Source organism: Spirulina sp. CCNP1310 (assembly GCF_034932185.1).
Taxonomy (GTDB): domain Bacteria; phylum Cyanobacteriota; class Cyanobacteriia; order Cyanobacteriales; family Spirulinaceae; genus Spirulina.
In genome coordinates this window covers 1-22,343 of the sequence record NZ_JAYGHW010000048.1, presented here as the reverse complement: position 1 = coordinate 22,343, position 22,343 = coordinate 1, and the positions used below count along the sequence as shown (strand labels likewise).

The window sequence follows — 22,343 nt, the reverse complement described above, 5'->3', positions numbered from 1 at the left end:
TGGTGGATGAACTAACCGTCATCGAGGAGCAAAAAGCGGGTTAACTGATTGCTGATCTGATGGGATGAAGGGGGGCGATCGCTCCCCTTTTTTAGTGGCGATCGACAGGGAAAAGTTCTAGAGTGAAGCAAAAAGCAGTTTTTAATCAAGAGGGGCAATGATTCGCAAAACAATCTGCTCCCTGGGGGGATTAAGCCTCTGGTGGGCTTGGCATGGGGCGATCGCCCTTGCTCAACCCCTCCTCACCCCAACCCCAGAACCGACCGGAATCGTGGGTGAAAGTTTTGGCGACTTTTTTCGTCAAGCCCTCCTCGGTTGTACCCTCGATCAAGGGTTGTTAGCCGGGTTAGAAGATCCCGCCGCTTTAGCAGACCAAGGCATTGGCTCGGCGGGTTGGGTTTCCCAAACGGAAATGAGCCAGCCGAGTTTGTGGTGGGCGCGGGAGCAATTATTTGGGCAGCGGCCGGCGGTGGTGGAAAATTGGCTGGTGTTACCGGAGCAACAGCGGGTGGAATTAATTGTTAATCGTACTCAATGGGCCCAGTTGGATAGCCTGGAGCAGTACCGCATTGTCAATCATTTTGGCCAAACTGCCCAGCGAGCGGGCTATCAACTGCGGGTCTTTAATGGGGCGGCTAAATGTGTGGCACTCTATACCTGTAGTCCAGAGGCGGAGGCTGTGAACCGCTGTACCATTGATCTCGAACCGTCCCGCCGCGACCCCTTTAGCTTTGTGAATTTTTCCCAGAACATCCCTTGAGTTTCAATATTGACCGCTATGCTCATTTGCGTTCCCCCCTGCACCGTTGGGAACCTCGCGCTAAACTCATCGGGTTGCTGGCGTTAATTTTTGCCTTTGGTTCGGTGCAAAATGTGCGGGTCTTGCCGGTGATGGTGGCGATCGCCCTCCTGCTCTATGGGCGATCGCGCCTCCCCTGGCGGTTTGGGTTAGCCCAATTGCGCTATCCGGGGATCTTTATCGCCATGGTCGTGCTGTTGGTACCCTTTGCTGGGGGGGAAACGGTGCTCTGGCAATGGGGAATCTTGCGCCTCAGTCAGGAGGGTTTGCTCACCGTGGTGCGGGTGGGGGTGCGGTTTTTGGCCATCGTCACGGTGACGGTGATTCTCTTCGGCACAACGCCCTTAGCGCAAAATTTACGGGCGATGCGATCGCTCGGTTTGCCTCCCCTCTTGGTGGATATGGCCCTCCTCACCTACCGCTATTTACAGGAATTTGATGGCAACCGCCGCCGTATGCAGCAGGCCATGGCCTTACGGGGGTTTGGCTATGGGGGAAGTCGCCTCTCCCGCCGGACGCTGCGCTGCTATGCCCAGTTGGCCAGTAGTTTACTGATTCGCAGCTATGACCAAGCAACAAGGGTCTATCAAGCAATGATTCTCCGGGGCTATGGCGCAATGCCTCGCCCCCCCGGAAACGAGCCAATTCCCCTGGCCAGTTGGGGCGCAACGGCGATCGCCCTTGTGGTAGCGGGGGGGGTGGCGATCGCCGGCCAGTAACCCAAGCATCATCGTTCGTAGTGCGGTTCAGTCCGCTCCCCCAAAAGCGCAATCAGACGCTATGGACTGAAGGCGATCAAAAATTGCCAAAAAAAAAGAGAGCCACCTGAGCGGCTCCCCCAATCATCAGGGTGCATCTACAGTTCTCACTATAGCACCCTCAATGAGGGGTGTCACCCCCCACCCCAGATTTTTTTTAAAATCATCCCCCCAACCTTCTGTCATCGCTTTGCGATCGCACAAACCAAAACCTCGTACCATGGCTCTGCCATGGCACGAACCCTAGGCCGCTCTGCCGCCTGATTGGCTCATGGCGGGGTTATCTAGGGGCGAAAAATCTTTGTGCCTCCGGCAGGCTTATGCCAACACCCCCAAGCCAATCCTACCGACCCGCCAAAGCTGGTTCCTTCGCCGCCGCCGTCGTTGGAATCGTTGCCCCCCGACGACAGAAAATCTCAGCAGAATTATTCGGGCTTTCAATCAGCTTCACCCGATCCAACGTCACCCCCAAAGCCCCTAAAGGCCCCTGCAACGTTTGAGCCACATAGAGCGCAATATTTTCCGCCGTCGGCACAACATCGGCAAAATAGGGGATGTCTTTATTTAAAAATGTGTGATCCATCGGCTCCACGATCAAATCATCCACCACCTTTTGAAATTCCACCAAATCGACAATCATCCCCGTGCGCGGGTCAATTTCCCCGGCAATGCTCACCTCCAGGTGATAGTTATGGCCATGGCCATTGGGGCGGGCGCATTTGCCATAAATCGCCACATTTTGATCAAAATCAAGGCTATCGAGGGCAAGGCGGTGGGCAGCACTAAAATGAGTGCTAATTGTCAGTGTGGCTTCCATGGCATTTCCAGAGTAATCGGCCCAGAGTTCCGGGTGTTCAAAAAGTTGGATATTGACTAAAGGCAGGTGCGGCGCAAGGCGTTGCCAAATCACACGGGCGACATTTTCCGTCGTCGGCAGCGTTTGCTCAAATTCCGGCCAAGCGGTATTCAAATAGCTGAAATTCAGGTCATTAATCACAGCGGTGCGGATGGCGTGCTTCACATCGGACAGATTTTGCACCATGCCATATTGATCTAAATCCCCCTCTAGGGACACATAGAGGGTGTAGTTATGGCCATGGCCGGGAAAACGGCTACAGCAACCAAACCGAGCCAAGTTTTCCGCCTCGCTCCATTCCGGCAGCCAATAGCGATGGCTGGCCGCAAACTGAGCGCGACGGTGAATAATACATTTCATGGGGGGTAAAAATTAAAGTTTTGTGAAGGCGTATCTCTAGGATACCAATTTCAGCTATTCCGAGGGAGATCTCGCCGTCTCTGTTGCGCGGCAAAGTACGCCAAGCTCAACACCATCAACCCCAAAACCAAACTCAACCAATCCCCCCATTGGCTGTAGAGGGTTCGGGTTTGTCGTCGTTCAATGGTGGCGGTGTGGAGTTCGTAGGTGTTAATCCCCGAAATCCACAGGGTTTCACCGTGGGGCGTAACGATCGCCGAATACCCCGTATTGGTGGCCCGCACCGCCCAGCGATCCAATTCGATCGCCCGCATCACATCGAGGGCATGGTGTTGGGCGGGCATAGCGGGGCTGTAATGGGCATTGTTGGATGCCGTGAGGATGAATTCCCCCCCAGCGGCGGCTTGGCGTTGAAAATGGCGGGGAAAGGCGGATTCATAGCAAATGCCGACAATCGCCCGCCCAAAGGGGGTATCAAAAAGCTGCGCGGGGGAACCGGCGGCGAGATGGGCATCCAGGGGGGAAAGGCGATTAATCACGCCCCCTAGGATGGCTTGAAAGGGGATATATTCCCCCAAAGGAACCAGCTTCACCTTGTCATAACGGCTATAGAGTTCCCCCGCGCCGGTAATTGTGAACAGGCTATTGGTGTAACTCGTTCCCCTTTGCCCAAAGGCCCCCAACCACACCGGCACACCTTGGCGCTCTACGGCCTGGTAAAAGGGATGGTGATTTTGTACCAGTTCTTCCCAAGGAAAAGGTAAGGCGGTTTCCGGGGTGAGGATCACCTCTACCCCCTGTTGGGCTAGGGTTTCGTAACCTGTGGTATAGCCAGCGATCGCCCGACTCCAACCCGTCGGATAAAGCTTGATTTCATTGGGGATATTGCCCTGAATCATTCCGACTTTTAAGGGTTCACCAGGGCTAAGGGGTTGTTGACTCCAAACTGCCCCGAGGCTATGGATGAGGATCAGCAAACTGATTGCGCCCCCGGCCCAGAAGCGCCGTTTCGGGGTGAGGAAAGCTTGGGCGATCGCCCCATTCACCACCATCAATAAAAACGTCACCGTCGTTGGCCCAGAAATGCGCCCCCAATGGAGCAGGGCGAGATTGCCCGGACTTTGGGTATAGGCCAAAGACGACCACCATAGCGGCCCCCATTGCCACAGGGTTTCGAGGCTACACCACAGCGCTGCCCCAAACAGCAGATTTTGCCAGCCTACTTTGGGGGCAAATCGCCCCATCACCTCCCCCCACACCACCACCACCGCCGCCCCCCAAAGGGTAATCAGGAGCCAACAAAGGAGGGCGATCGCCAAACTTGCCCCCCAAGGCACACCCATCCAAGTCATGGGATGAATCCCCGTAATCCAGGCCAAAGCCAAGCCATGGAAGCCACAACCCCAAGCCAAGGCCAGCCGCCACCGCCCCGTTTTCGCCCCCATCACCCCCCACCACAGAGGAGCCAAACCCACCCAAGCGAGGGGGAACGCCCCCAGCGGCGCGGGGCTGATCCCCACCAACGCGCCGGCCCCCAGGCCTAACATCACCCCTCGCCAACCCATCCATCGCCGCAAAATCTGCACAATCATCTTATTGATCCTGATTAACCATGGGGGTGGGGCTAGGGGTTGCGATCGCCACTCCCCTCTGCCACCATTTGATAAATATAAAATTGGCCAAACACCCCCAAGGTTTCAAACTCATAGCCACGGGGCAGAGGGGGAGAAGAAAAACCCGTGCGGTAGATGCTGAAGAGGAGGTAATTTTCCCGGCGGGTATTTTGGGCGATCAGGTTTTGCAGTTGAGGCCGGGCGGTATCGAGGAGCGTCGACCCCAAAGAGCGGCATTGCTCGGAAAATTGCCGCAGTTGCGGAGGTAGCTCTTGGCAAATATTGGTTTGCAGATAGCGGGTTAATTGGTGGACGGCAAAATCTTCATAGGCCGTTGGCCCAGGGTTGGTCATGGCGAGGCCTACCCCCAGAAGGGCGATCGCCCCCCCTGCAATACTCACAGTCGTTTGCCATAGCTTCATAAAAATCCTGTCCTTGCGGCTTGGCTAGCGGGGATCAACAATCCCCCCCTTAAAATACGAGGATACCCTAGCTTTAGTTCCAAAATATCTGCTATACTGCTTAAGCGCAGCACGGCGAGCGTAGCCAAGTGGTTAAGGCAGTGGATTGTGGTTCCACCACTCGCGGGTTCGAGTCCCGTCGTTCGCCCTCAATCTTCCTCTATCGCCTCCATTAGGCCAGATCAGTTCCTTTCAAGAGAGTGATCTTCTGAATGTGCGGATAGATCTCTGATCGGGGAATATACCATGGTTATCCAATGCAGCGAGAAGATCCCTTTTGCCAAGAAGTGATTAAACAATGGAGGATGCGCCGTGAACGCACTCAGTCTTGATATTGATTGGCTGACCAGTGGCAATGATTCTCCAGAGATCCGACAAACAATGGGAATGTTGGGGCTAAGGGTGGGGGATATCAGTCTTACAGAGCATGAGGATATTTGGTCGAAAACAATCCGTGATCGCGTTTTGGTTTCCGCCTATCCCCTTGCGGCATGGCTCGTATCTTCATGGTGGCGTTTACTGTATGAGCCTTTGCCGCCAGCACAACCCTCCATTAGTTGGCGGATGGCCCATGAGTTAACAGCAGCAAATCAAGGATTTATTTGGCCGCGAGTGATTTTTGCTTCAGATACGCAATCCATGCAGTTATGGTCAACAGCATCTGAGCCAAAAACTCAACAATCGGTGCGATACCTGAACCGATTGGAGCAACCCTTTACGGTCAATTTGCTTGAATTTGAACAAACGATCACGAATTTTATTCAATCCGTAATCTGTCGCCTTGATGCAACGGAAGTTTTAAAGAGTCCACTGGCTAACCTTTGGCAAGAAGTGCAGGAAGAACGGGAGGATGCCAATGCCAATCAATATCGTCGTTGTGAAGCTCAATTAGGTTTCGATCCCGATGATTGTCCTGAAAGTATTGTCATCGATGCCCTTAATTGGGTTGAGCGCATGGGAAAAGCAACATTTTCAGAGGTAGCCCCGGCTTGCAGTCAAAATCTATCGGCAGCAAAGCCCCTGAGTGAGGCGATCGCTCAAATCACCGCAGGAAAAGCTATCAAGGGACAACCGCAAGTCTCCATTGATCCTGTGAGATTAGCAGAACTTTCGGAAATCCCTTGGCAAAAAGGAAAAGAGGGTGCAACCCTGTTACGAAATCAACTTGATCTAGGTGATAAAGCCATTCAGGATGAACAACTTTATGAATTACTGAGTTTACCGAAATTTCAAAATGAAGCCTTCGATTCACCAAGCCAACAAAAGATTTCCATTGCAATTCCATCCAACCATGACAGATTAAAGTTTTACCTTACAAAAAAGCATCCCACTGGCAAACGTTTTGAGTTAGCTCGGCTTATTGGTGATGCCTTGCTTTATGGCAATTGTGAGTCATCCTGGTTGGCAAGTACAGGTCTTAAAACATCAAGGCAAAAATCTCAACGGGCTTTTGCCGCAGAACTGCTTTGTCCAGTCAACAGTTTGATGAGTTTCTTGAACTTTGACTATTCAGAATCTGCCCTAGAAGATGCTGCCGAATACTTTCATGTTAGTTCAAAAACCATTGAATCAATCCTCACCAATCATGGACTAATTCATTCTCACTCACTAGAAACCAGTTTTCCCTATTGAGTCATTGAGCTTACATTCCGCAGGTTAAGATGAATGATGTTAGTGAACGATTCATCAGACACTATTCAACCACCCCTATCAGCATTGATCCAGTCTGACGCACTCTACAGTTGAATTGTAGGGTGCGTCAGATCGATGAATCCATAGGGCAAAAGAGCAGCTTAACGGCTGACTCACCATATTATTAAGCAACCTGGGAAATATCGGATTTAGGATTACCGATTAGGTTAAATCGGGAAAAATCGAAGCGTTGGTTTTCGAGGGAGCGGAACCATTGGGAGTTGTAGAAGGAGTAAGGCTACTGTTGAGGAATTTTTTATAGACCACTTCGCGAAATTGCGTGGTGTCTGTTTGCCAGAGACTCACCCGCTTACTGAGAAATACTGCCTTGGATTCGCTCATTTCAGAGGGGATTGTGTAGTTAAAATTGCCTGTGAACAGTAGTGCGGAAATAATCCCATGGGGAGGCTGGTTTAACTGCACTTCGCTGATATTGATACTTAAGGGGCAACGCTTGAGCGTGTAGTGGAGTGTGACGGCGGCTCGCAGGGGATCATTGCCCATTTGTTGCCAACTGCCTGGAGCCAAGAGCTTTTGGGTCATAAATTGGCGGGGGGCTTCGCTGTGTTCAGGGAAGCCGAGAAGGACTTTGGGGGCAATGGTCAGCCCTTGATAATCTGCATGGGGGAATTTTTCGAGATAGGCTTGGGCGATCGCCGGCCCCTCGATCATCCCGCCGCCCCCCATTTGCTCTAAAAACATTAGCCTTTGGGGTTGTGCTACCAAGTTTAAACCATTGGTAAACGAGAGTTGCGCCGCATTTTGACCCTGAATCGGGTTTTGGGACAGTTCCCAATCCGCAGGAATGACACCACTCATTTTCAGAACGTCCAAACTCATCAGCCCAGGACGAAAATCCTGGGCGGTAATTTGGATCGCCAGTTCCTGAAGTTCCAAAACGGAGGCTGAAGTTTTTGGATCGGGAGTCATGGGGATGAGGGGCAAACAATAAGAAGGAGTGAGGAGTGAGGGAGAAAATGGCATCTTCTCTTTGCTCAATCCTCTTTCCTCACAACGCAGGGGGGTTAAGAGACCGCCGAAGCTGTCGAGCGTCGCCGTCGTCGGGGAGAACTGCTATGGGTGGGCGGTGCGGCGGCATCGACATCGGGGGTTTGCAACAGGAACACCACCGAAGGACGGCAGTTGAGTTCGCGGCGAATTAAGCGCATGATGCTACCCTCAATTTCCGTTTTTAAGCCTGTCCAATCGACTTCCGGGGGGCCACCGTTGTTGGTGTTGCTCGTGAACTCAGAGCCGCGCTCACTTAACACCCGCGCCACATTGCGATTGACCATCTGACGGAACATTTCCGGATCGAGGGTACTGGCCACACCCCGGAAATGAATTTCGGGCCGGGCCAAAAGGTTGAGTTGCCAATCCACCGCAGCGGCGATCGTAATTACGCCGTCTTCTGCTAACTGTTGCCGCTCCTTCATCACATGATCATGGACAATGCCGGAACCATCGACGAGTTTAATCCCGGAAGGCACTTGACCGGCAATGCGAATCCGTTCTGGGGTGAGTTCCACAATGTCGCCGTTGTTGATAATCACCATATTGTCGGCGGGGATGCCCATACTTTGGGCCATTTTGGCGTGCTCCACGAGCATCCGGTATTGACCATGGACGGGCATGAAGAATTTTGGCCGGGTGAGGTTGAGCATCAGTTTATGATCCTCCCGGGAGCCATGGCCGGAAACGTGGATCCCCTGGTTACGGCCGTAGATGACGTGAGCGCCCATCATGATCAGGCGATCGATGGTATCCACAACCGCTAGGGTGTTGCCGGGGATCGGGTTGGCGGAAAAGACGACGGTATCTCCGGCTTTGATGCGTACTTGACGGTGCTCGCCTTTAGAAATGCGTGTCAGGGCCGCGAGTTCTTCCCCTTGGGAGCCGGTGGTTAATACTAACACCTGTTCATCGGGGATGCTGGGCATCTGTTTGAGGGGAACAAAGAGACTATCGGGGCATTTGACATAACCCAGTTCCCGCGCATGGGCGATGACGTTGAGCATGGAGCGGCCCACGACGACTACTTTGCGGTTGTGCTTTTGGGCGAGGCTGAGGATGATGTTGACCCGATGCACCGAGGAGGCAAACGTGGTGATAAAGATCCGTTTGGGGGCTTGGGCGATGACGCGATCCAAGTTGGGGCGGACGGATTCTTCTGAGGGGGTGTAGCCGGGGACTTCGGCGTTGGTGGAGTCGCTCAGGAGACAGAGTACGCCTTTCTCGCCATGTTCAGCGAGTTTTTGCAGGTCGAAATGTTCGCCATCGACGGGGGTGTGGTCAATTTTGAAGTCGCCGGTATGGATGACGACACCGAGAGGGGTATGGATGGCAACGCTGAAGCTGTCAGCCATGGAGTGGGTGTTGCGGATGTATTCCGCGAGGAAGGCGGGGCTGATCCGTACCATGTCCCGGGGGCCGACGGTGTGGATTTTGGTGCGATCGCTCACTCCAGCTTCGGCCAATTTATCCCGCAACAGGGCCATGGCTAACCGGGGGCCGTAGATGTGGGGAATATCAAACTGCTTGAGGTGGTAGGCAATGCCGCCGATGTGGTCTTCGTGACCGTGGGTGACGATCATGCCTTTGATCTTGTGGCGATTTTCAAGAACGTAGGTCATGTCCGGCAGGACAACATTAACCCCATGCATGCCATCGGTGGGGAAGCCAATGCCCGCATCCAAAAGCACCATTTCATCTTGGTACTCAAAAATGCAAGTATTTTTACCGATTTCGTGGAGGCCACCGAGGGGAATAATTTTCAAGGGGGCGGATTTAAGATTGGGTTTCGTCATAGGTATGGGGTTTATGGCTCAGGAGTTTGGGTTAACAGATCAAGCTGGGTGAGAACGGTTTTAATTTGTGCTTCTTGGTCTGGGGTAATGTCGCAAAGGGGCGATCGCACCCGGCCCACAGACCAGCCCTGTAACGCCAGGGCGGCTTTGATCGGAATCGGATTGGTGGTGCAAAATAACACTTTGAACAGTTCAAAGAGGCGGAGATGAATCCCTTGGGCGGTGCGCACTTCACCGGCATTAAAGGCCCGAATCATCCCCTGGAGGTCATCGCCAACGAGATGGCTAGCAACACTGACCACGCCCGTTCCCCCAATGGCCAACAGGGGCAACGTCAGGGAGTCATCCCCAGAATAGAGGGCAAAATCCGGCGGTGTGAGGGCGCGGATTTGGCTGGCAATATCTAAACTGCCGCTGGCTTCTTTAATCGCCACAATACTCTCAATTTCAGCCAAGCGGGCGACGGTTTCCGGCTGGAGGGCTTGCCCGGTGCGGCCGGGAATGTTGTAGAGCATCATCGGCAGATCGGGGCAGGCCTGGGCAATGGCCGCAAAATGCTGATAGAGACCCGCTTGGGGGGGTTTGTTGTAATAGGGTACGACCTGTAATGTGCCATCGAGACCCAGTTTGGCGGCCTTTTGGGTGGCGGCGATCGCCTCCTGGGTAGAATTCGACCCCGTGCCTGCCATCACCTTAGCGCGATCGCCCACCGCCTGCTTCACCACTCGAAACAGTTCAAACTCTTCCTCCCAAGAGAGGGTGGGGGATTCCCCCGTTGTGCCACAAACGAGGATGGTATCGGTGCCATGGGCAACAAGATGGGCCGCTAACTTTTCCGTGGTGGCGTAGTCTACCTGCCCCGCTGCCGTGAACGGCGTAATCATTGCCGTTGCAACATTGCCAAATTCACTCACACTGTCATCATCTCCTACAGAATTACATATCACGTTAACAAACGTTCTCAAGTTTGACCCGTTGAGGGGGAACGGGGAACAGGAGATCCTTGGGCCACCGCTGTGATTGAACGGGTGGCCGTCGTTCAAGACTCATCACCGCGATCTCTTTCTTTTCAGACTCTAACCCCTAATGGGTGACGGCCAATCGGGCGGATTTGGGTTTGACCCAACCCCGCTCTAGCAACAATTCCGCAATTTGCACCGCATTGAGGGCCGCGCCTTTGCGGATCTGATCCCCACTCAACCACAATTCCAAACCTTGGGGGTTAGAAATATCCTGGCGAATCCGGCCCACTAACACCGCATCTTCCCCAGAGGCCTCACTGGGCATCGGGAAATAGTTCCGTTGCCAATCTTCCACAAGGCGCACCCCTGGGGCTTGGGCGATCAAGTCCCGCGCCTGGTCTACAGGAAAGGGAGCGTCAAACTCCAGGTTAACGGCTTCAGAATGGGCGCGGAGGACGGGAACCCGCACACAGGTGGCCGTAATCCGCAGATCGGCATCGCCAAAAATCTTGCGCGTCTCCTGCACCATCTTCATCTCCTCCTGACAATAGCCCTGATCATTGAGGGGGGAATTGTGGGGGAAGAGGTTAAAGGCGAGGGGATAGGGGAGGATTTCCGCTTGGGGGGTTTCGCCGTTGAGGATGGCTTGGGCCTGTTGTTGCACTTCCGCCATCGCCCGCGCCCCGGCCCCGCTGGCGGATTGATAGGTCGCGACAACAATACGGCGAATCCGTTGCACTTGATGGAGGGGATAGATCGCCACCCCCATCAGGATTGTCGTGCAGTTGGGGTTCGCAATGATCCCCTCATGGTCGGCGGCGGCTTCGGGGTTAATCTCCGGCACGATTAACGGCACATCCGGGTTCATCCGAAAGGCGCTGGAGTTGTCGATATAAACCGCTCCGGCGGCTACGGCTGGGGCGGCCCAGGTTTGGGAAATACTCCCTCCCGCTGAAGCCAGCACCAGATCCACATCGGCAAAGGATTGCTCATTGACGACTTCAACAGGGAGCGATCGCCCCCCAAAGGTTAAATGTTGTCCCGCTGAACGGGGGGAAGCCAACAGCTTCAGCGATGACAAAGGAAATTGACGGGACTCCAGCAGGTGAATCAACTCCGTCCCCACGGCTCCGGTTGCGCCCAAAATGGCAACCCGCAATGAATTGGTCAAATTAACAAACCTCCAAAGATAAGTAGTGAAACAATCAAAACAAACATCACGAACACGCTGAACACCGAAAAATGAGTGATGGGGGTTGACCCTCGCCCCAACTCGCTTCAGATCCCTGCCGCTGGCTTTTACTGAACCCTAACATTGAAAGCGGCAACGAGATAACCCTAGCATTGTACTATGATCTCAGGGCTGTCTAGATTTTCTAGGCAGACCTCGCCCTGTCTGAGGGTGCGGATTGAGGGAATTAACCTCTATCATAGGCAATCGGGCCATGTCATCAAGATCAACCCCATTGATTAAGCCGCCCCTAATAAACCCGCCTATGAACCCGAAGGTTGGCCAGGGTGAGTACGATTGTGTCGGGCTGGCAATTACTCCATAAGTTTACGGTTTGCAAAACGAGTTGTCCATGAAAGTATCCCAGGAAAAATCACCGAAAAGTCAAGTTACCCTTACCATTGAAATCCCCGCCGACAAATCCAAGCAGGCTTATGAAAAAGTCGTTAAAAACTTGGCCCAGACGGTGCGGATTCCTGGGTTTCGCAAGGGCAAAGTTCCCCGCCCCATCCTGCTCCAACGCTTAGGCCCCGAACGGATTCGGGCAGAAGCTCTCGAAAATTTGGTGCAGGATACGGTCATGCAAGCCGTCAAGGATCAAGAAATTGATGCCTTGGGCAACTACAAGATTGAGCCAGGGATTGAGGAACTGCTCAATCGCTACAAACCCGGTGAGGTGCTGACCTTCGCCGCTTCGATGGATGTGCCGCCGGAGGTGGAAATTGGCGATTATCAAGCCCTCCATGTCAAGGCGGAAGAAACGCTGTACGACCCGGCCCAGGTTGATCGCTTCCTCGCTGAACAGCAATCCAAGGTTGCTACCCTCGTACCGGTGGAAGGCCGGGCGGCCCAACGGGGGGATGTGGTGGTGGTCAACTATAGCGGTCGGCTGATCGTTGATGGCGAGGTGAGCACCGAGGTGATTACGGGTGCGGAAGCCACGGATTTTCAACTGGAGTTAGAGCCGGATAAATTCCTCGAAGACTTAATCGCGGGGATCGAGGCCATGAATCCTGAGGAGGAAAAAGATATTGTGGTTTCTTTCCCGGAGGACTATGCCCGCGAAGATCTCGCCGGTCAACAGGCCCAATTTGCGGTGAAATTGCTGGAAATTAAAGAGAAAGAACTGCCGGAACTCGATGATGATTTTGCCGATGAAGTGAGCCGCTTTGAAACCCTGGCGGAACTACGGGCGGATCTCGAAGCTCAATATCAAAAGCAGGCGGAAAATGCCACCAACGCCAGTATTGAGGGGGCGATCGCCGCTGAACTGCTCAAAATCACCACCGTTGACCCCCCCGAAACCCTGATTCAGCAAGAGGTGGACATGACGATCCGCCAGACCGTTGCCGAAATGGAGCAATACGGCCTGGATATGAAAACGATCCTCAATGCCGATATGATGCCCACCTTGCGGGAAAATGCCCGTCCGGAGGCGATCGAGCGGCTCAAAACCACCTTGGCCCTCGAAGAAGTGGCCCGCCGTGAGGCGATCGCCGCTGATCCGGAAGCGGTGGAAACAAAAATGAAGGGGATTCTCGAACAGTTGGGCGGCCAGAACATTGACCGAGACCGTCTGCGGGAATTTGTCACCAAAGAATTGGTAGAAAACCAGGTATTGGCATGGCTGCGGGAAAATGTCACCGTGGAATTAGTACCCAAGGGAACCCTCACCGCAGCAGCAGATGAGAAGTCAGCCGAGGCCATGGCTGCCACCGCAACCGAGGCAGAAGTGGAGGAGACAAGCACCGAAGAAGAATAATCACCAGCGAGATGGGATCTAACGATTCCATCTCGCCAATCTATTTCGGCTCAATTCCCCACGTCTTCCAGCACATAAGGCATAATAGTGAACAAGTAGAAGAACGCTGCTTTCTCAATTCTGACCCTCAGCATGATCACATCCCAAGCCACCTCCATCTGCTTACCGAACGAATCCAGCTACAACTATCACGCCATGGGTCAAGCCATTGTCCCCATGGTGGTCGAACAGTCCGGCATGGGAGAACGAGCCTTTGATATTTATTCACGGCTCCTCCGCGAACGGATTATTTTTTTAGGAAGTGCGATCGACGATACCATCGCCGATTCTGTGGTGGCCCAACTGCTGTTTTTAGATGCTGAGGATCCAGAAAAAGATATTCAACTCTACATTAACTCCCCCGGTGGCTCCGTCTATGCGGGGATGGCCATCTACGACACCATGCAGCAAATTCGCCCCGATGTTGTCACCATTTGCTACGGCATCGCCGCCAGCATGGGGGCATTTCTCCTCTCCGGTGGTACGAAAGGCAAGCGGATGTCCTTACCCAGTTCCCGCATCATGATTCATCAACCCCTCGGTGGTGCTCAGGGGCAGGCAGTGGATATTGAAATTCAAGCCAAAGAAATCCTGTATATCAAACAGCAACTCAATGAACTGCTAGCCGAGCATACCGGTCAATCTTTAGAACGGCTTACCCAAGATACGGAGCGGGATTTTTATATGTCCTCCGTCGAAGCCCAAGCCTATGGGTTAATTGATCAAGTGATTAACGCCTCAGCCCTGCCGCAAATTAATGTTGCTGCCACTGTTGCTGCACTTCAGTAAGAGGTCAAAATGCCGAAATACGACTCCCATCTCAAATGCTCCTTCTGTGGCAAGTCCCAAGAACAGGTGCGAAAGCTAATTGCTGGCCCCGGAGTCTATATTTGTGATGAATGTGTAGAGCTGTGTAATGAGATTTTGGATGAGGAACTGATTGATTCCTCTAGCCCTGCCACCCAGCCCGTTCCCCACGCGGAAGAACATCCCCCCAAACGTCGTACCCCTTCTGAGCGGTTGAATTTCAACCATATCCCCAAACCCACGGATATTAAGCGCTATCTTGACGAGCATGTGATTGGTCAGGATGAGGCGAAAAAGGTGTTATCGGTGGCGGTGTACAACCATTACAAGCGCCTCAGTTTTCTCCAAACCAAGCCCACCACCGCGAAAGGGGGAGCCGAAGAGTCTGTAGAGCTTCAAAAATCCAATATTCTCCTCATTGGCCCCACCGGCTCCGGTAAAACCCTCCTGGCCCAAACCTTAGCAAAAATTCTCGATGTCCCCTTTGCGGTGGCGGATGCCACCACCCTCACGGAAGCAGGCTATGTGGGCGAGGATGTGGAAAATATTCTGCTGCGGCTGTTGCAGGTGGCAGATCTTGATGTGGAGGAGGCCCAGCGGGGGATTATCTACATTGATGAAATTGATAAGATTGCCCGTAAAAGTGAGAATCCTTCCATTACCCGCGATGTGTCTGGGGAAGGAGTACAGCAGGCTTTATTAAAAATGCTGGAAGGGACGATCGCCAATGTTCCCCCCCAAGGGGGCCGGAAACATCCCTATCAAGATTGCATTCAAATTGATACGAGCAATATCCTGTTTATCTGTGGGGGGGCTTTTGTGGGCCTCGATAAAGTGGTGGAGCGGCGGGCGGGGAAAAAGTCTATGGGCTTTGTTCGTACCGGCGAAAACCAATCCAAGGAGCAGCGCACAGCGGATGTGCTCAAGCAGTTGGAGCCGGAGGATCTGGTGAAGTTCGGTTTAATTCCGGAGTTTATCGGTCGGGTTCCGGTGGCGGCGGTGCTTCATCCCCTGGATGAGGAGGCGTTGGTGGCGATTTTGACGGAGCCACGCAATGCGTTGGTGAAGCAGTATCAAAAACTGCTGTTGATGGATAATGTCCAACTGGAGTTTAAGCAGGAATCGATTCGGGCGATCGCCCAAGAAGCCTACCGCCGTAAAACCGGAGCGCGGGCATTGCGGGGCATTGTTGAAGAGTTAATGCTAGAAGTGATGTATGAATTGCCCTCCCGCCAGGATGTCCATTGTTGTGTGATCACGCCGGAAATGGTGGAAAAACGCTCAACGGCGGAATTGTTGTTACATCCTTCGACATTGCCAAAACCGGAGTCAGCTTAAGCAGGGAAATCGGCAATGGGGGAAACGGTAACGATTCGGGGGGTTCCCCATTATTACGAATGGGTGCGGGGGGCGGCTGGCTCTGCACCGAAGCCGGTTTTGGTATTTATCCATGGTTGGGGGGGATCGGCCCGGTATTGGCAGACGACGGCGGCGGCCTTGAGCGATCGCTTTGATTGTCTCCTTTATGATCTGCGGGGTTTTGGCAGATCCCCCCAACCCCCCAATATTGATTTACCCTATGGTTTGGCGGACTATGCTGAGGATTTGCGGTTACTCCTCGATCACCTCAAGTGCGATCGCATCTCCCTCAATGCCCATTCCTTGGGGGCTTCCATCGCCGCCGTTTTTGCCCAACAATACCCCCAACGCTTAGATCGCCTCATTCTCACCTGTAGCGGCATTTTCGAGTACAATCGCCTCACGTTTAGCCTTTTTCATTGGGCCAGTGAGTATGTGGTTAAGTTCCGCTTTCCCTGGATGCTCCATGTCCCCCTCGCGGAACATTTATTTATGAGCCGCTTTCTCCATCGCCCCCTCCCCAGTGCCATCAGCCGCACCTTTTTAGCCGATTACCTGATGGCGGATCAAAACGCCGCCCTGGGGACGATTTACACCGCCGTCAGTGAACAGGCGGCCATCGAAATGCCCCAAGTTTTTCAATCCTTCCAAACCCCCACATTATTAATCTCCGGCCAACAGGATCAAATCATCCCCCCCCGCCTCGGCCACAGTGCTGCCGCCCTCAATCCCCGCATCACCCATACCGAACTCCCCAAAACTGGCCATTTCCCGATGTTGGAAGTACCCGGAGCCTATTTGCCTTTAGTACAGGGGTTTTTAGGCGATCGCACCTAGCAGAAAATTCCAAAAATCTGATAGCCTAGTCTGAATAGCTTCGGGAAGGGAAAAATAGCGCAGTGAGCATTCAAATTGGACGCGGCAAGACCGCACGACGGGCCTACGGTTTTGATGAAATTGCCTTAGTTCCCGGTCGATCAACGCTAGATCCGGCGTTAGCGGATACGCGATTCACCATCGGGGGAATTGAGTTAGAAATTCCCATCCTCGCCAGCGCCATGGATGGCGTGGTGGATGTAGCCATGGCCGCCCACCTCTCCAAATTAGGGGCTTTGGGTGTCCTTAACCTCGAAGGCATTCAAACCCGCTACGCCGATCCGAACCCCATCCTCGATAAAATTGCAGCGGTGGGCAAAGATGAGTTTGTGGGCTTAATGCAGGAACTCTACGCCGCCCCGATTCAACCGGAACTGATCCGCCAACGCATTACCGAAATTAAAGCCCAAGGGGGTAAAACTGCCGTCAGTCTCACCCCCGCTGGGGCTGCCAAATATGGCGCTGTGGTGGCAGAAGCCGGGGCCGACCTCTGCCTCATTCAAGCCACCGTCGTCTCCACCGCCCACCTCTCCCCCGAGGAAATTACCCCCCTCGACCTAGCGAAATTCTGTGCAGAAATGCCGATGCCCGTTGCCCTCGGCAACTGCGTCACCTACGAAGTGGCTTTGCAACTGATGCAAGCGGGAGCCGCAGCGGTGTTAGTGGGCATTGGCCCAGGAGCCGCCTGTACCTCTCGCGGCGTGTTGGGCGTAGGCGTTCCCCAAGCCACCGCCGTCGCTGACTGTGCCGCCGCCCGTGATGAATACCAGCAGCAAACCGGCCGCTATGTGCCGATCATTGCCGATGGGGGGATTGTGACGGGGGGCGATATTTGTAAATGTATTGCTTGCGGGGCCGATGCGGTGATGATTGGCTCCCCCATTGCTCGCGCTGCTGAAGCTCCTGGCCGGGGCTACCACTGGGGCATGGCTACTCCTAGCCCCGTCCTCCCCAGGGGAACCCGAATTAATGTGGGAACCACGGGAACCATCGCCCAAATCATGACCGGCCCCGCCAAGCTCGATGATGGTACTCACAACTTGCTAGGAGCCTTAAAAACCAGCATGGGAACCCTGGGAGCGAAAAACCTCAAGGAAATGCAGCAGGTGGAAGTGGTGATCGCCCCCTCGTTACTCACCGAGGGGAAGGTTTACCAAAAAGCCCAACAGTTGGGCATGGGGAAATAGCATCCCCTCAATCCCTTAACACCATGATCAAAACAGCCAGGGGGTCAGCCTGGCTGTTTTTTTATGGAAGGTGCGGACAACATGAAACTAATGGGAAAGGGGGAGCGGGGAGGAGTCGGTGGTGGCAAGGGGAGCGATCGCCCCACTCTCACAATCTAAAGACAGAGCTTGCTCCAGATGGACAATATTCGACTCTAACGTAGGCTCTAAAATCGGCTCTAAACTCGGAGCAGCCGCAAAGGGATGGGTAGCGAGGCTACAGGCAGCCCAACAACCCTTGACAGGAACGCCCAGTTGTTGGCATTCACCCCCCCGGCGGCCCTGAGGGTGATAGTAAGAACACAAGCGGCAGCTCGATGTTGAAAAGTTTTTATTATACATGGGTGTGAGGGGGAGGCGAAGAAGGGGCACAGACCACACGAATACTTTCTATGATGCTTGTTGGCTTTCACGAAATTCTTCGTGTGTAATAAATAGATACAAAATAAATCAGCTCCAGTTTCTCCGTAACGTTTCGTTAATCTTGAGAGCTTATTGTGTAAGTATTCACATCAGGGATCAAGAAGAACGAATGCAAAACCAAGAAAAATAGAGAAAATGCACAGAAATTAACTAAATTCAGCCTAGTCCCTTTAAAACAAGGTTTTTATTTTTTTAATATTTTCTTTAGTATTTTTTATGACTCCCTCACAATGTCTCTCCAGGATTACCGATTATTGGTGATCAGATCTGGCTTCCGTAGTTACTCAGATCACAGTTCACCGTCCGGATCGTTTTGGTTTCAGGCAATGAACAAGGAGAGTTGTAGGGTGATCCGCCGTTGTGAGTCTTACTCAACAGCCGACCTCCCGCAGGTTGCTCAATCAATGGTGCGTCAACCGTTATCCTGCTCTTTGGCATTAGGGCAGATCAATGATGCGAGCAATTCTCATTATGAATTTTTCAGGTGTTTTCGAGCCAAAAATCTCGTCTATAGAGCAATCCTCAAAAGAAAAATGATGTTTTTGGCCTGAGGGGTCATACCGCGAGAATTGTTCTCATACTGAGAACGGATGCAATGATGCTGGTGGATGGTGTCTGACGCACCGTTCACTGGCATCATTGGTCTTAACCTGCGGAATGTGAGATACCCCTCAATAAATCTCTCAAAGCAGGCATCTTCCCTACAAGCAGCAGCCCTTGCTGCACTTTGCCATCGCTCTCGCAGCCTTCGGGGTTTTCTATCGCATTAGACAGAATCGTGAGGACTCATACCAAAGATCGGCGTAGGGGCGAAAATTTTTCGCCCCTACGCTCAAACACCTTCGCAGTACTCCAACCATAGCTGAAAGCTTGGCTAGCGATTGGGTGGAGAGGATGTTACTTGGAGCGCACCATCACCTGCCAAGCAATAAACGCCGCAAACCCCAAATAACCCACCATCGCCAACCGATCCAGCCAAGCCGTCGGATTGTCGGAAAACTGATCCATCCTAACCTCTTAGGTAAGTTCAAAATAGCCTTGGAGATTCTCCGGCTGACAGGCTTCGAGAATCGCCGTTGCCCGTTGTTGAATGGCTTTAGAGCCTTTCACCGCCACCAAATATTTCCCCGCATTTAGGCGATTGCGGTAGGGCAGTGCATCGCCACTACCGGAGGAAATCCCCACACCGCCCCCGACAAAAACGCTGCCCATGCCACCACCGATCGCCCCAAACAGGCCCCCCAGGAGGTGATTACCCAGTTCATTCGTCCAACTAAATAAATTAATGTGGGTAATCGCATTAAACGTAAACCCTGCCACAAACCCAAAAGGGACAAGCCAGAAGGCCATCAGCTTGGCCTGTTCCCTTGCTTTTTGATTGGGATCAATCAGGCCAAATTCATCGGCGGTTTTATAGCCTCGGCCGAGAATTGTCACCTGCTCCATCGGCAGATTGGCCCCTTCGAGGGCAGTATAGGCGGCTTCAGCGGTGATGCGATCGGGGAATACGGCAATCAGATAATTCATGAAAAGATGAAAATAACAGGCGTGGTTGTTTGTATTTTAGGGCTTGGGGCGATGGGAATTTGAAATTAGCCGGGCCTGTAGGTAGATGTGGGGGGCGAAAATTTTTTGCCCCTACATTGCTTTTTCCCTCACTCCTGCTGTCGGTTGTTGCAAATTGGGGCAAATTGTTTGCCCGATCAGATGGGCGGGGGGTTGATCCTGCCAACCGGAGAGAATCCCTTCTAACTCCGCTTGGAGAATGGCCAAGGCGGCAATTTGAGCTTGAATATCCTGTAATTTGGCATCGAGCCGCGCCTTCACTGCTCCACAGGGTAAACTGCCTCGATCATGGACATTGAGCAATTCTTGAATGTCTTGCAAGCTTAACCCCAAGGATTGCGATCGCTTAATGAATGCCAAACGATTCAACACCCCTGGGGTAAACAGCCGATAACCACTGGGCGATCGCCCCATCACCGGCTTTAATAACCCCGACTCTGCATAAAAACGAATCGTCTTCACCGAAAGACCACTCTGGGCCGCCACCTCACCAATTTTTAAATTTCCCGCCATTTCAATCCCCCGGCTGATGTAACTGAATGGGGGCCAACCCTTGCAAATTAACCCCTTCAGGAGAAACGGCCATGCGATAGGGGAGAATTTCCACACCAGAGGCGATCGCCTCCCGAAATAATTCCCCATACACCGGATCAGCGCGATCGCCCGGCGCAAAATCCCCACAATCCCCCCGATTAATGAAATAAATCATCACCGCCCTAGCCTGCGCCCCCAACGCCATCAACTCCCGCAAATGCTTCTGGCCCCGCGTCGTCACCGTATCGGGGAAAACCGCCGTCCGCCCCGCCGTCCAGGTCGTATTTTTCACCTCCACATAGATCGGGTTTTCCCCCTGCCCATCGGTGAGCAAAAAATCAATGCGACTCTTCCCCCCCGCCCCATAGGCCACCTCCGGCCGCACCTGGGCATAACGCCCCGCCAACTCCGGCAACTGCTGCGCCACCAACGCACTTTTAATAATCCGATTCGGCAACCCCGTATTCACCCCCACCCAAGTCCCCCCATGATCCGGCACTTGGATCAACTCCCAGGTATAGCGCAGCTTCCGCTTCGGGTTATCACTCTCGGAAACCTGCACCGGCTGCCCCACCGTACAAACCCCCGTCATCGGCCCCGTATTCGGGCAATGGGCCGTAATCACCTCCCCCGAATCCAGTTCAATATCAGCAAAAAACCGCTTGTAGCGTTTGAGGAGGCGACCGGGGAGGAGGGGAGGGTAGGTATAGAGGGGGATGTTCAAGGGAATTGGGGATGATGTAGGGGCAAAAAATCTTTTGCCCTCTTGGCTGGAGGGATGAAAATTTTTCGCCCTCCAGTCTTGCATTTAGAAAAACATTTGTCTATAATTACAATTCGGTAGTCATCTGGAGAGGTGGCTGAGTGGTCGAAAGCGGCGGATTGCTAATCCGTTGTACGAATCGCAAGACCGTACCGAGGGTTCGAATCCCTCCCTCTCCGTTTATAACCCAAGCCGCCAGTCTAGAACGCCCCCATTGTTCTAGACTGTTTTTTGATTTGGGGCAGAACATTTCCCAGCAGTGGATCATTGATTGAACAGGAGCAAGCATCATGAGCGGATTAGGCGGCCTGAATAAAAGCCCTAACGGTGTTGTTTTGGGCATGGTGCAACTGCAACTCCCCAACGTTGTCACCCCCAATGATCTGGCGCAACAAACCGATCGCATTTGCAGTTTAGTGGCCAAGGCGCGGCACAATCTCCCCGCAATGGATCTGGTTGTTTTCCCGGAATATGCTCTCCACGGTTTATCCATGGATACGAACCCGGCGATCATGTGCCGCATCGATGGCCCGGAAGTGGCGGCCTTTCAATCTGCTTGTCGAGAACATCGGATCTGGGGCTGTTTTTCGATCATGGAATATAACCCCCAAGGCAACCCCTACAACAGCGGTCTGATCATCAACGATCAAGGGGAAATCAAACTCTATTACCGCAAACTGCATCCTTGGATTCCGGTGGAGCCTTGGGAGCCTGGCAATGTGGGGATTCCGGTTTGTGAGGGGCCCAATGGCAGCACGTTGGCGTTAATTATTTGCCATGATGGGATGTTCCCGGAAATGGCGCGGGAATGTGCCTATAAGGGGGCGGAAATTATGATCCGCACAGCGGGCTATACCGCCCCCATTCGCCACAGTTGGCGGATTACAAACCAGGCCAACGCCTTTTGTAATCTGATGTATACGGCTTCGGTCTGTATGTGCGGCACGGATGGTACGTTTGATTCCATGGGGGAGGGGATGATTGTTAATTTTGACGGGATGCCTTTGGTGATGGGGAGCGATCGCCCCAATGAAATCATCACCGCCGAAGTCCGCCCCGATCTGGTGCGGGAAGCCCGCCAGCATTGGGGTGTGGAGAACAATATCTATCAGTTTGGCCATCGCGGCTATGTAGCGGTCAAAGGGGGGGCGCAGGATTGCCCCTATACCTATATGCAGGATTTAGTCAAAGGGGAGTACCGTCTCCCCTGGGAAGCTCAGGTGGTGCATACTGACGGCACATCCTGCGGCTTCCCCGCCCCCACCCGCACCTACGGCGGCCCGGAGATTAACCCCATTGCTTGATCCTTCCCTTGACACTCTCCGCGCTAAAGCGACGGGGATTCTTCACTCAACGAGCCAACTTGCTCAGACAGGATGACTCCAGCCAAAGTAGAGGTCGATTCTCCTGAAGCGTTGCTTGCGTCTCGCGCAAAAGTTCCGGTATGCC

20 protein-coding genes and 2 tRNA genes are annotated in these 22,343 nt (G+C 53.3%); 11 read left to right on the top strand and 11 right to left on the bottom strand.

Annotated features, from left to right (window positions below; genetic code table 11):
* Window positions 1–157 precede the first annotated feature (157 nt).
* Together VB712_RS10210 and cbiQ are read left to right on the top strand one after the other, a co-directional pair.
* Entirely contained in the window at window positions 158–760 is a 603-nt protein-coding gene (locus VB712_RS10210; RefSeq protein ID WP_323254456.1) for a hypothetical protein, read from the top strand.
* On the top strand, window positions 757–1,518 hold the full coding sequence (gene cbiQ, locus VB712_RS10205) for a cobalt ECF transporter T component CbiQ (RefSeq protein WP_323254455.1): 762 nt from the start codon (window positions 757–759) through the stop codon (window positions 1,516–1,518). The genes VB712_RS10210 and cbiQ overlap by 4 nt, the downstream gene beginning before the upstream one ends.
* 382 nt (window positions 1,519–1,900) lie before the next feature.
* Here cbiQ and VB712_RS10200 read toward each other — a convergent pair whose 3' ends face one another.
* Genes VB712_RS10200 through VB712_RS10190 form a run of 3 tightly spaced genes read right to left on the bottom strand, consistent with a single transcriptional unit; the run spans window position 1,901 to window position 4,808 of the window.
* Window positions 1,901–2,773, bottom strand: coding sequence for a 6-carboxytetrahydropterin synthase (locus VB712_RS10200; RefSeq protein WP_323254454.1), 873 nt, complete (start codon window positions 2,771–2,773; stop codon window positions 1,901–1,903).
* 50 nt (window positions 2,774–2,823) lie between these two features.
* On the bottom strand, window positions 2,824–4,365 hold the full coding sequence (gene lnt, locus VB712_RS10195; RefSeq protein ID WP_323254453.1) for an apolipoprotein N-acyltransferase: 1,542 nt from the start codon (window positions 4,363–4,365) through the stop codon (window positions 2,824–2,826).
* A 32-nt stretch (window positions 4,366–4,397) separates the two neighbouring features.
* Window positions 4,398–4,808 carry a DUF4359 domain-containing protein gene (locus VB712_RS10190; protein ID WP_323254452.1) on the bottom strand — a complete coding sequence of 137 codons (411 nt, stop codon included), beginning with the start codon at window positions 4,806–4,808 and terminating at the stop codon, window positions 4,398–4,400.
* 114 nt (window positions 4,809–4,922) lie between these two features.
* On the opposite strand from VB712_RS10190, the gene VB712_RS10185 reads away from it, so the two are divergent.
* Window positions 4,923–4,995, top strand: a tRNA-His gene (locus tag VB712_RS10185).
* A gap of 164 nt (window positions 4,996–5,159) precedes the next feature.
* Window positions 5,160–6,479 carry a hypothetical protein gene (locus tag VB712_RS10180; RefSeq protein ID WP_323254451.1) on the top strand — a complete coding sequence of 440 codons (1,320 nt, stop codon included), beginning with the start codon at window positions 5,160–5,162 and terminating at the stop codon, window positions 6,477–6,479.
* Window positions 6,480–6,701: 222 nt separating this feature from the next.
* Here VB712_RS10180 and VB712_RS10175 read toward each other — a convergent pair whose 3' ends face one another.
* The 4 genes from VB712_RS10175 to VB712_RS10160 all read right to left on the bottom strand — a co-directional run bounded on the left by VB712_RS10175 (window position 6,702) and on the right by VB712_RS10160 (window position 11,479).
* Window positions 6,702–7,469, bottom strand: a complete 768-nt coding sequence (locus VB712_RS10175) for a hypothetical protein (protein WP_323254450.1) — start codon at window positions 7,467–7,469, stop codon at window positions 6,702–6,704.
* Window positions 7,470–7,564: 95 nt separating this feature from the next.
* Window positions 7,565–9,346, bottom strand: a complete 1,782-nt coding sequence (locus tag VB712_RS10170; protein ID WP_323254449.1) for a ribonuclease J — start codon at window positions 9,344–9,346, stop codon at window positions 7,565–7,567.
* Between the two features lie 11 nt (window positions 9,347–9,357).
* A complete protein-coding gene (dapA, locus tag VB712_RS10165; RefSeq protein WP_323254448.1) occupies window positions 9,358–10,260 on the bottom strand; it encodes a 4-hydroxy-tetrahydrodipicolinate synthase in 903 nt (300 codons plus the stop codon).
* 169 nt (window positions 10,261–10,429) lie between these two features.
* A complete protein-coding gene (locus VB712_RS10160; protein WP_323254447.1) occupies window positions 10,430–11,479 on the bottom strand; it encodes an aspartate-semialdehyde dehydrogenase in 1,050 nt (349 codons plus the stop codon).
* A gap of 412 nt (window positions 11,480–11,891) precedes the next feature.
* On the opposite strand from VB712_RS10160, the gene tig reads away from it, so the two are divergent.
* The 5 genes from tig to VB712_RS10135 all read left to right on the top strand — a co-directional run bounded on the left by tig (window position 11,892) and on the right by VB712_RS10135 (window position 17,569).
* Window positions 11,892–13,301: a trigger factor gene (gene tig / locus VB712_RS10155; protein ID WP_323254446.1), complete on the top strand. Its 1,410-nt coding sequence runs from the start codon at window positions 11,892–11,894 to the stop codon at window positions 13,299–13,301.
* A gap of 195 nt (window positions 13,302–13,496) precedes the next feature.
* Window positions 13,497–14,129 carry an ATP-dependent Clp endopeptidase proteolytic subunit ClpP gene (gene clpP, locus VB712_RS10150; protein ID WP_416236309.1) on the top strand — a complete coding sequence of 211 codons (633 nt, stop codon included), beginning with the start codon at window positions 13,497–13,499 and terminating at the stop codon, window positions 14,127–14,129.
* A gap of 9 nt (window positions 14,130–14,138) precedes the next feature.
* A complete protein-coding gene (clpX, locus tag VB712_RS10145) occupies window positions 14,139–15,485 on the top strand; it encodes an ATP-dependent protease ATP-binding subunit ClpX (RefSeq protein WP_323254445.1) in 1,347 nt (448 codons plus the stop codon).
* Window positions 15,486–15,500: 15 nt separating this feature from the next.
* Complete coding sequence (locus tag VB712_RS10140) at window positions 15,501–16,343, top strand: alpha/beta hydrolase (RefSeq protein ID WP_323254444.1); 843 nt, start codon at window positions 15,501–15,503, stop codon at window positions 16,341–16,343.
* Window positions 16,344–16,405: 62 nt separating this feature from the next.
* Window positions 16,406–17,569: a GuaB3 family IMP dehydrogenase-related protein gene (locus tag VB712_RS10135; RefSeq protein ID WP_323254443.1), complete on the top strand. Its 1,164-nt coding sequence runs from the start codon at window positions 16,406–16,408 to the stop codon at window positions 17,567–17,569.
* 87 nt (window positions 17,570–17,656) lie between these two features.
* On the opposite strand, the gene VB712_RS10130 is transcribed toward VB712_RS10135, so the two are convergent.
* From VB712_RS10130 to sfsA, 4 genes are all read right to left on the bottom strand, one after another.
* The gene (locus tag VB712_RS10130; protein ID WP_323254442.1) at window positions 17,657–17,914 is read right to left on the bottom strand and encodes a hypothetical protein; all 258 of its coding nucleotides are present in this window, start codon (window positions 17,912–17,914) and stop codon (window positions 17,657–17,659) included.
* A gap of 1,134 nt (window positions 17,915–19,048) precedes the next feature.
* Window positions 19,049–19,558: a hypothetical protein gene (locus VB712_RS10125; protein ID WP_323254441.1), complete on the bottom strand. Its 510-nt coding sequence runs from the start codon at window positions 19,556–19,558 to the stop codon at window positions 19,049–19,051.
* A gap of 111 nt (window positions 19,559–19,669) precedes the next feature.
* The gene (locus VB712_RS10120) at window positions 19,670–20,110 is read right to left on the bottom strand and encodes a heavy metal-responsive transcriptional regulator (protein ID WP_323254440.1); all 441 of its coding nucleotides are present in this window, start codon (window positions 20,108–20,110) and stop codon (window positions 19,670–19,672) included.
* Window position 20,111: 1 nt separating this feature from the next.
* Window positions 20,112–20,855 (bottom strand): DNA/RNA nuclease SfsA, encoded by a 744-nt coding sequence (gene sfsA / locus VB712_RS10115; protein ID WP_323254439.1) that lies wholly within the window; start codon window positions 20,853–20,855, stop codon window positions 20,112–20,114.
* A 126-nt stretch (window positions 20,856–20,981) separates the two neighbouring features.
* On the opposite strand from sfsA, the gene VB712_RS10110 reads away from it, so the two are divergent.
* Together VB712_RS10110 and VB712_RS10105 are read left to right on the top strand one after the other, a co-directional pair.
* Window positions 20,982–21,073, top strand: a tRNA-Ser gene (locus VB712_RS10110).
* Window positions 21,074–21,184: 111 nt separating this feature from the next.
* Window positions 21,185–22,198 (top strand): formamidase, encoded by a 1,014-nt coding sequence (locus VB712_RS10105; RefSeq protein WP_323254438.1) that lies wholly within the window; start codon window positions 21,185–21,187, stop codon window positions 22,196–22,198.
* Window positions 22,199–22,343: the final 145 nt, after the last annotated feature.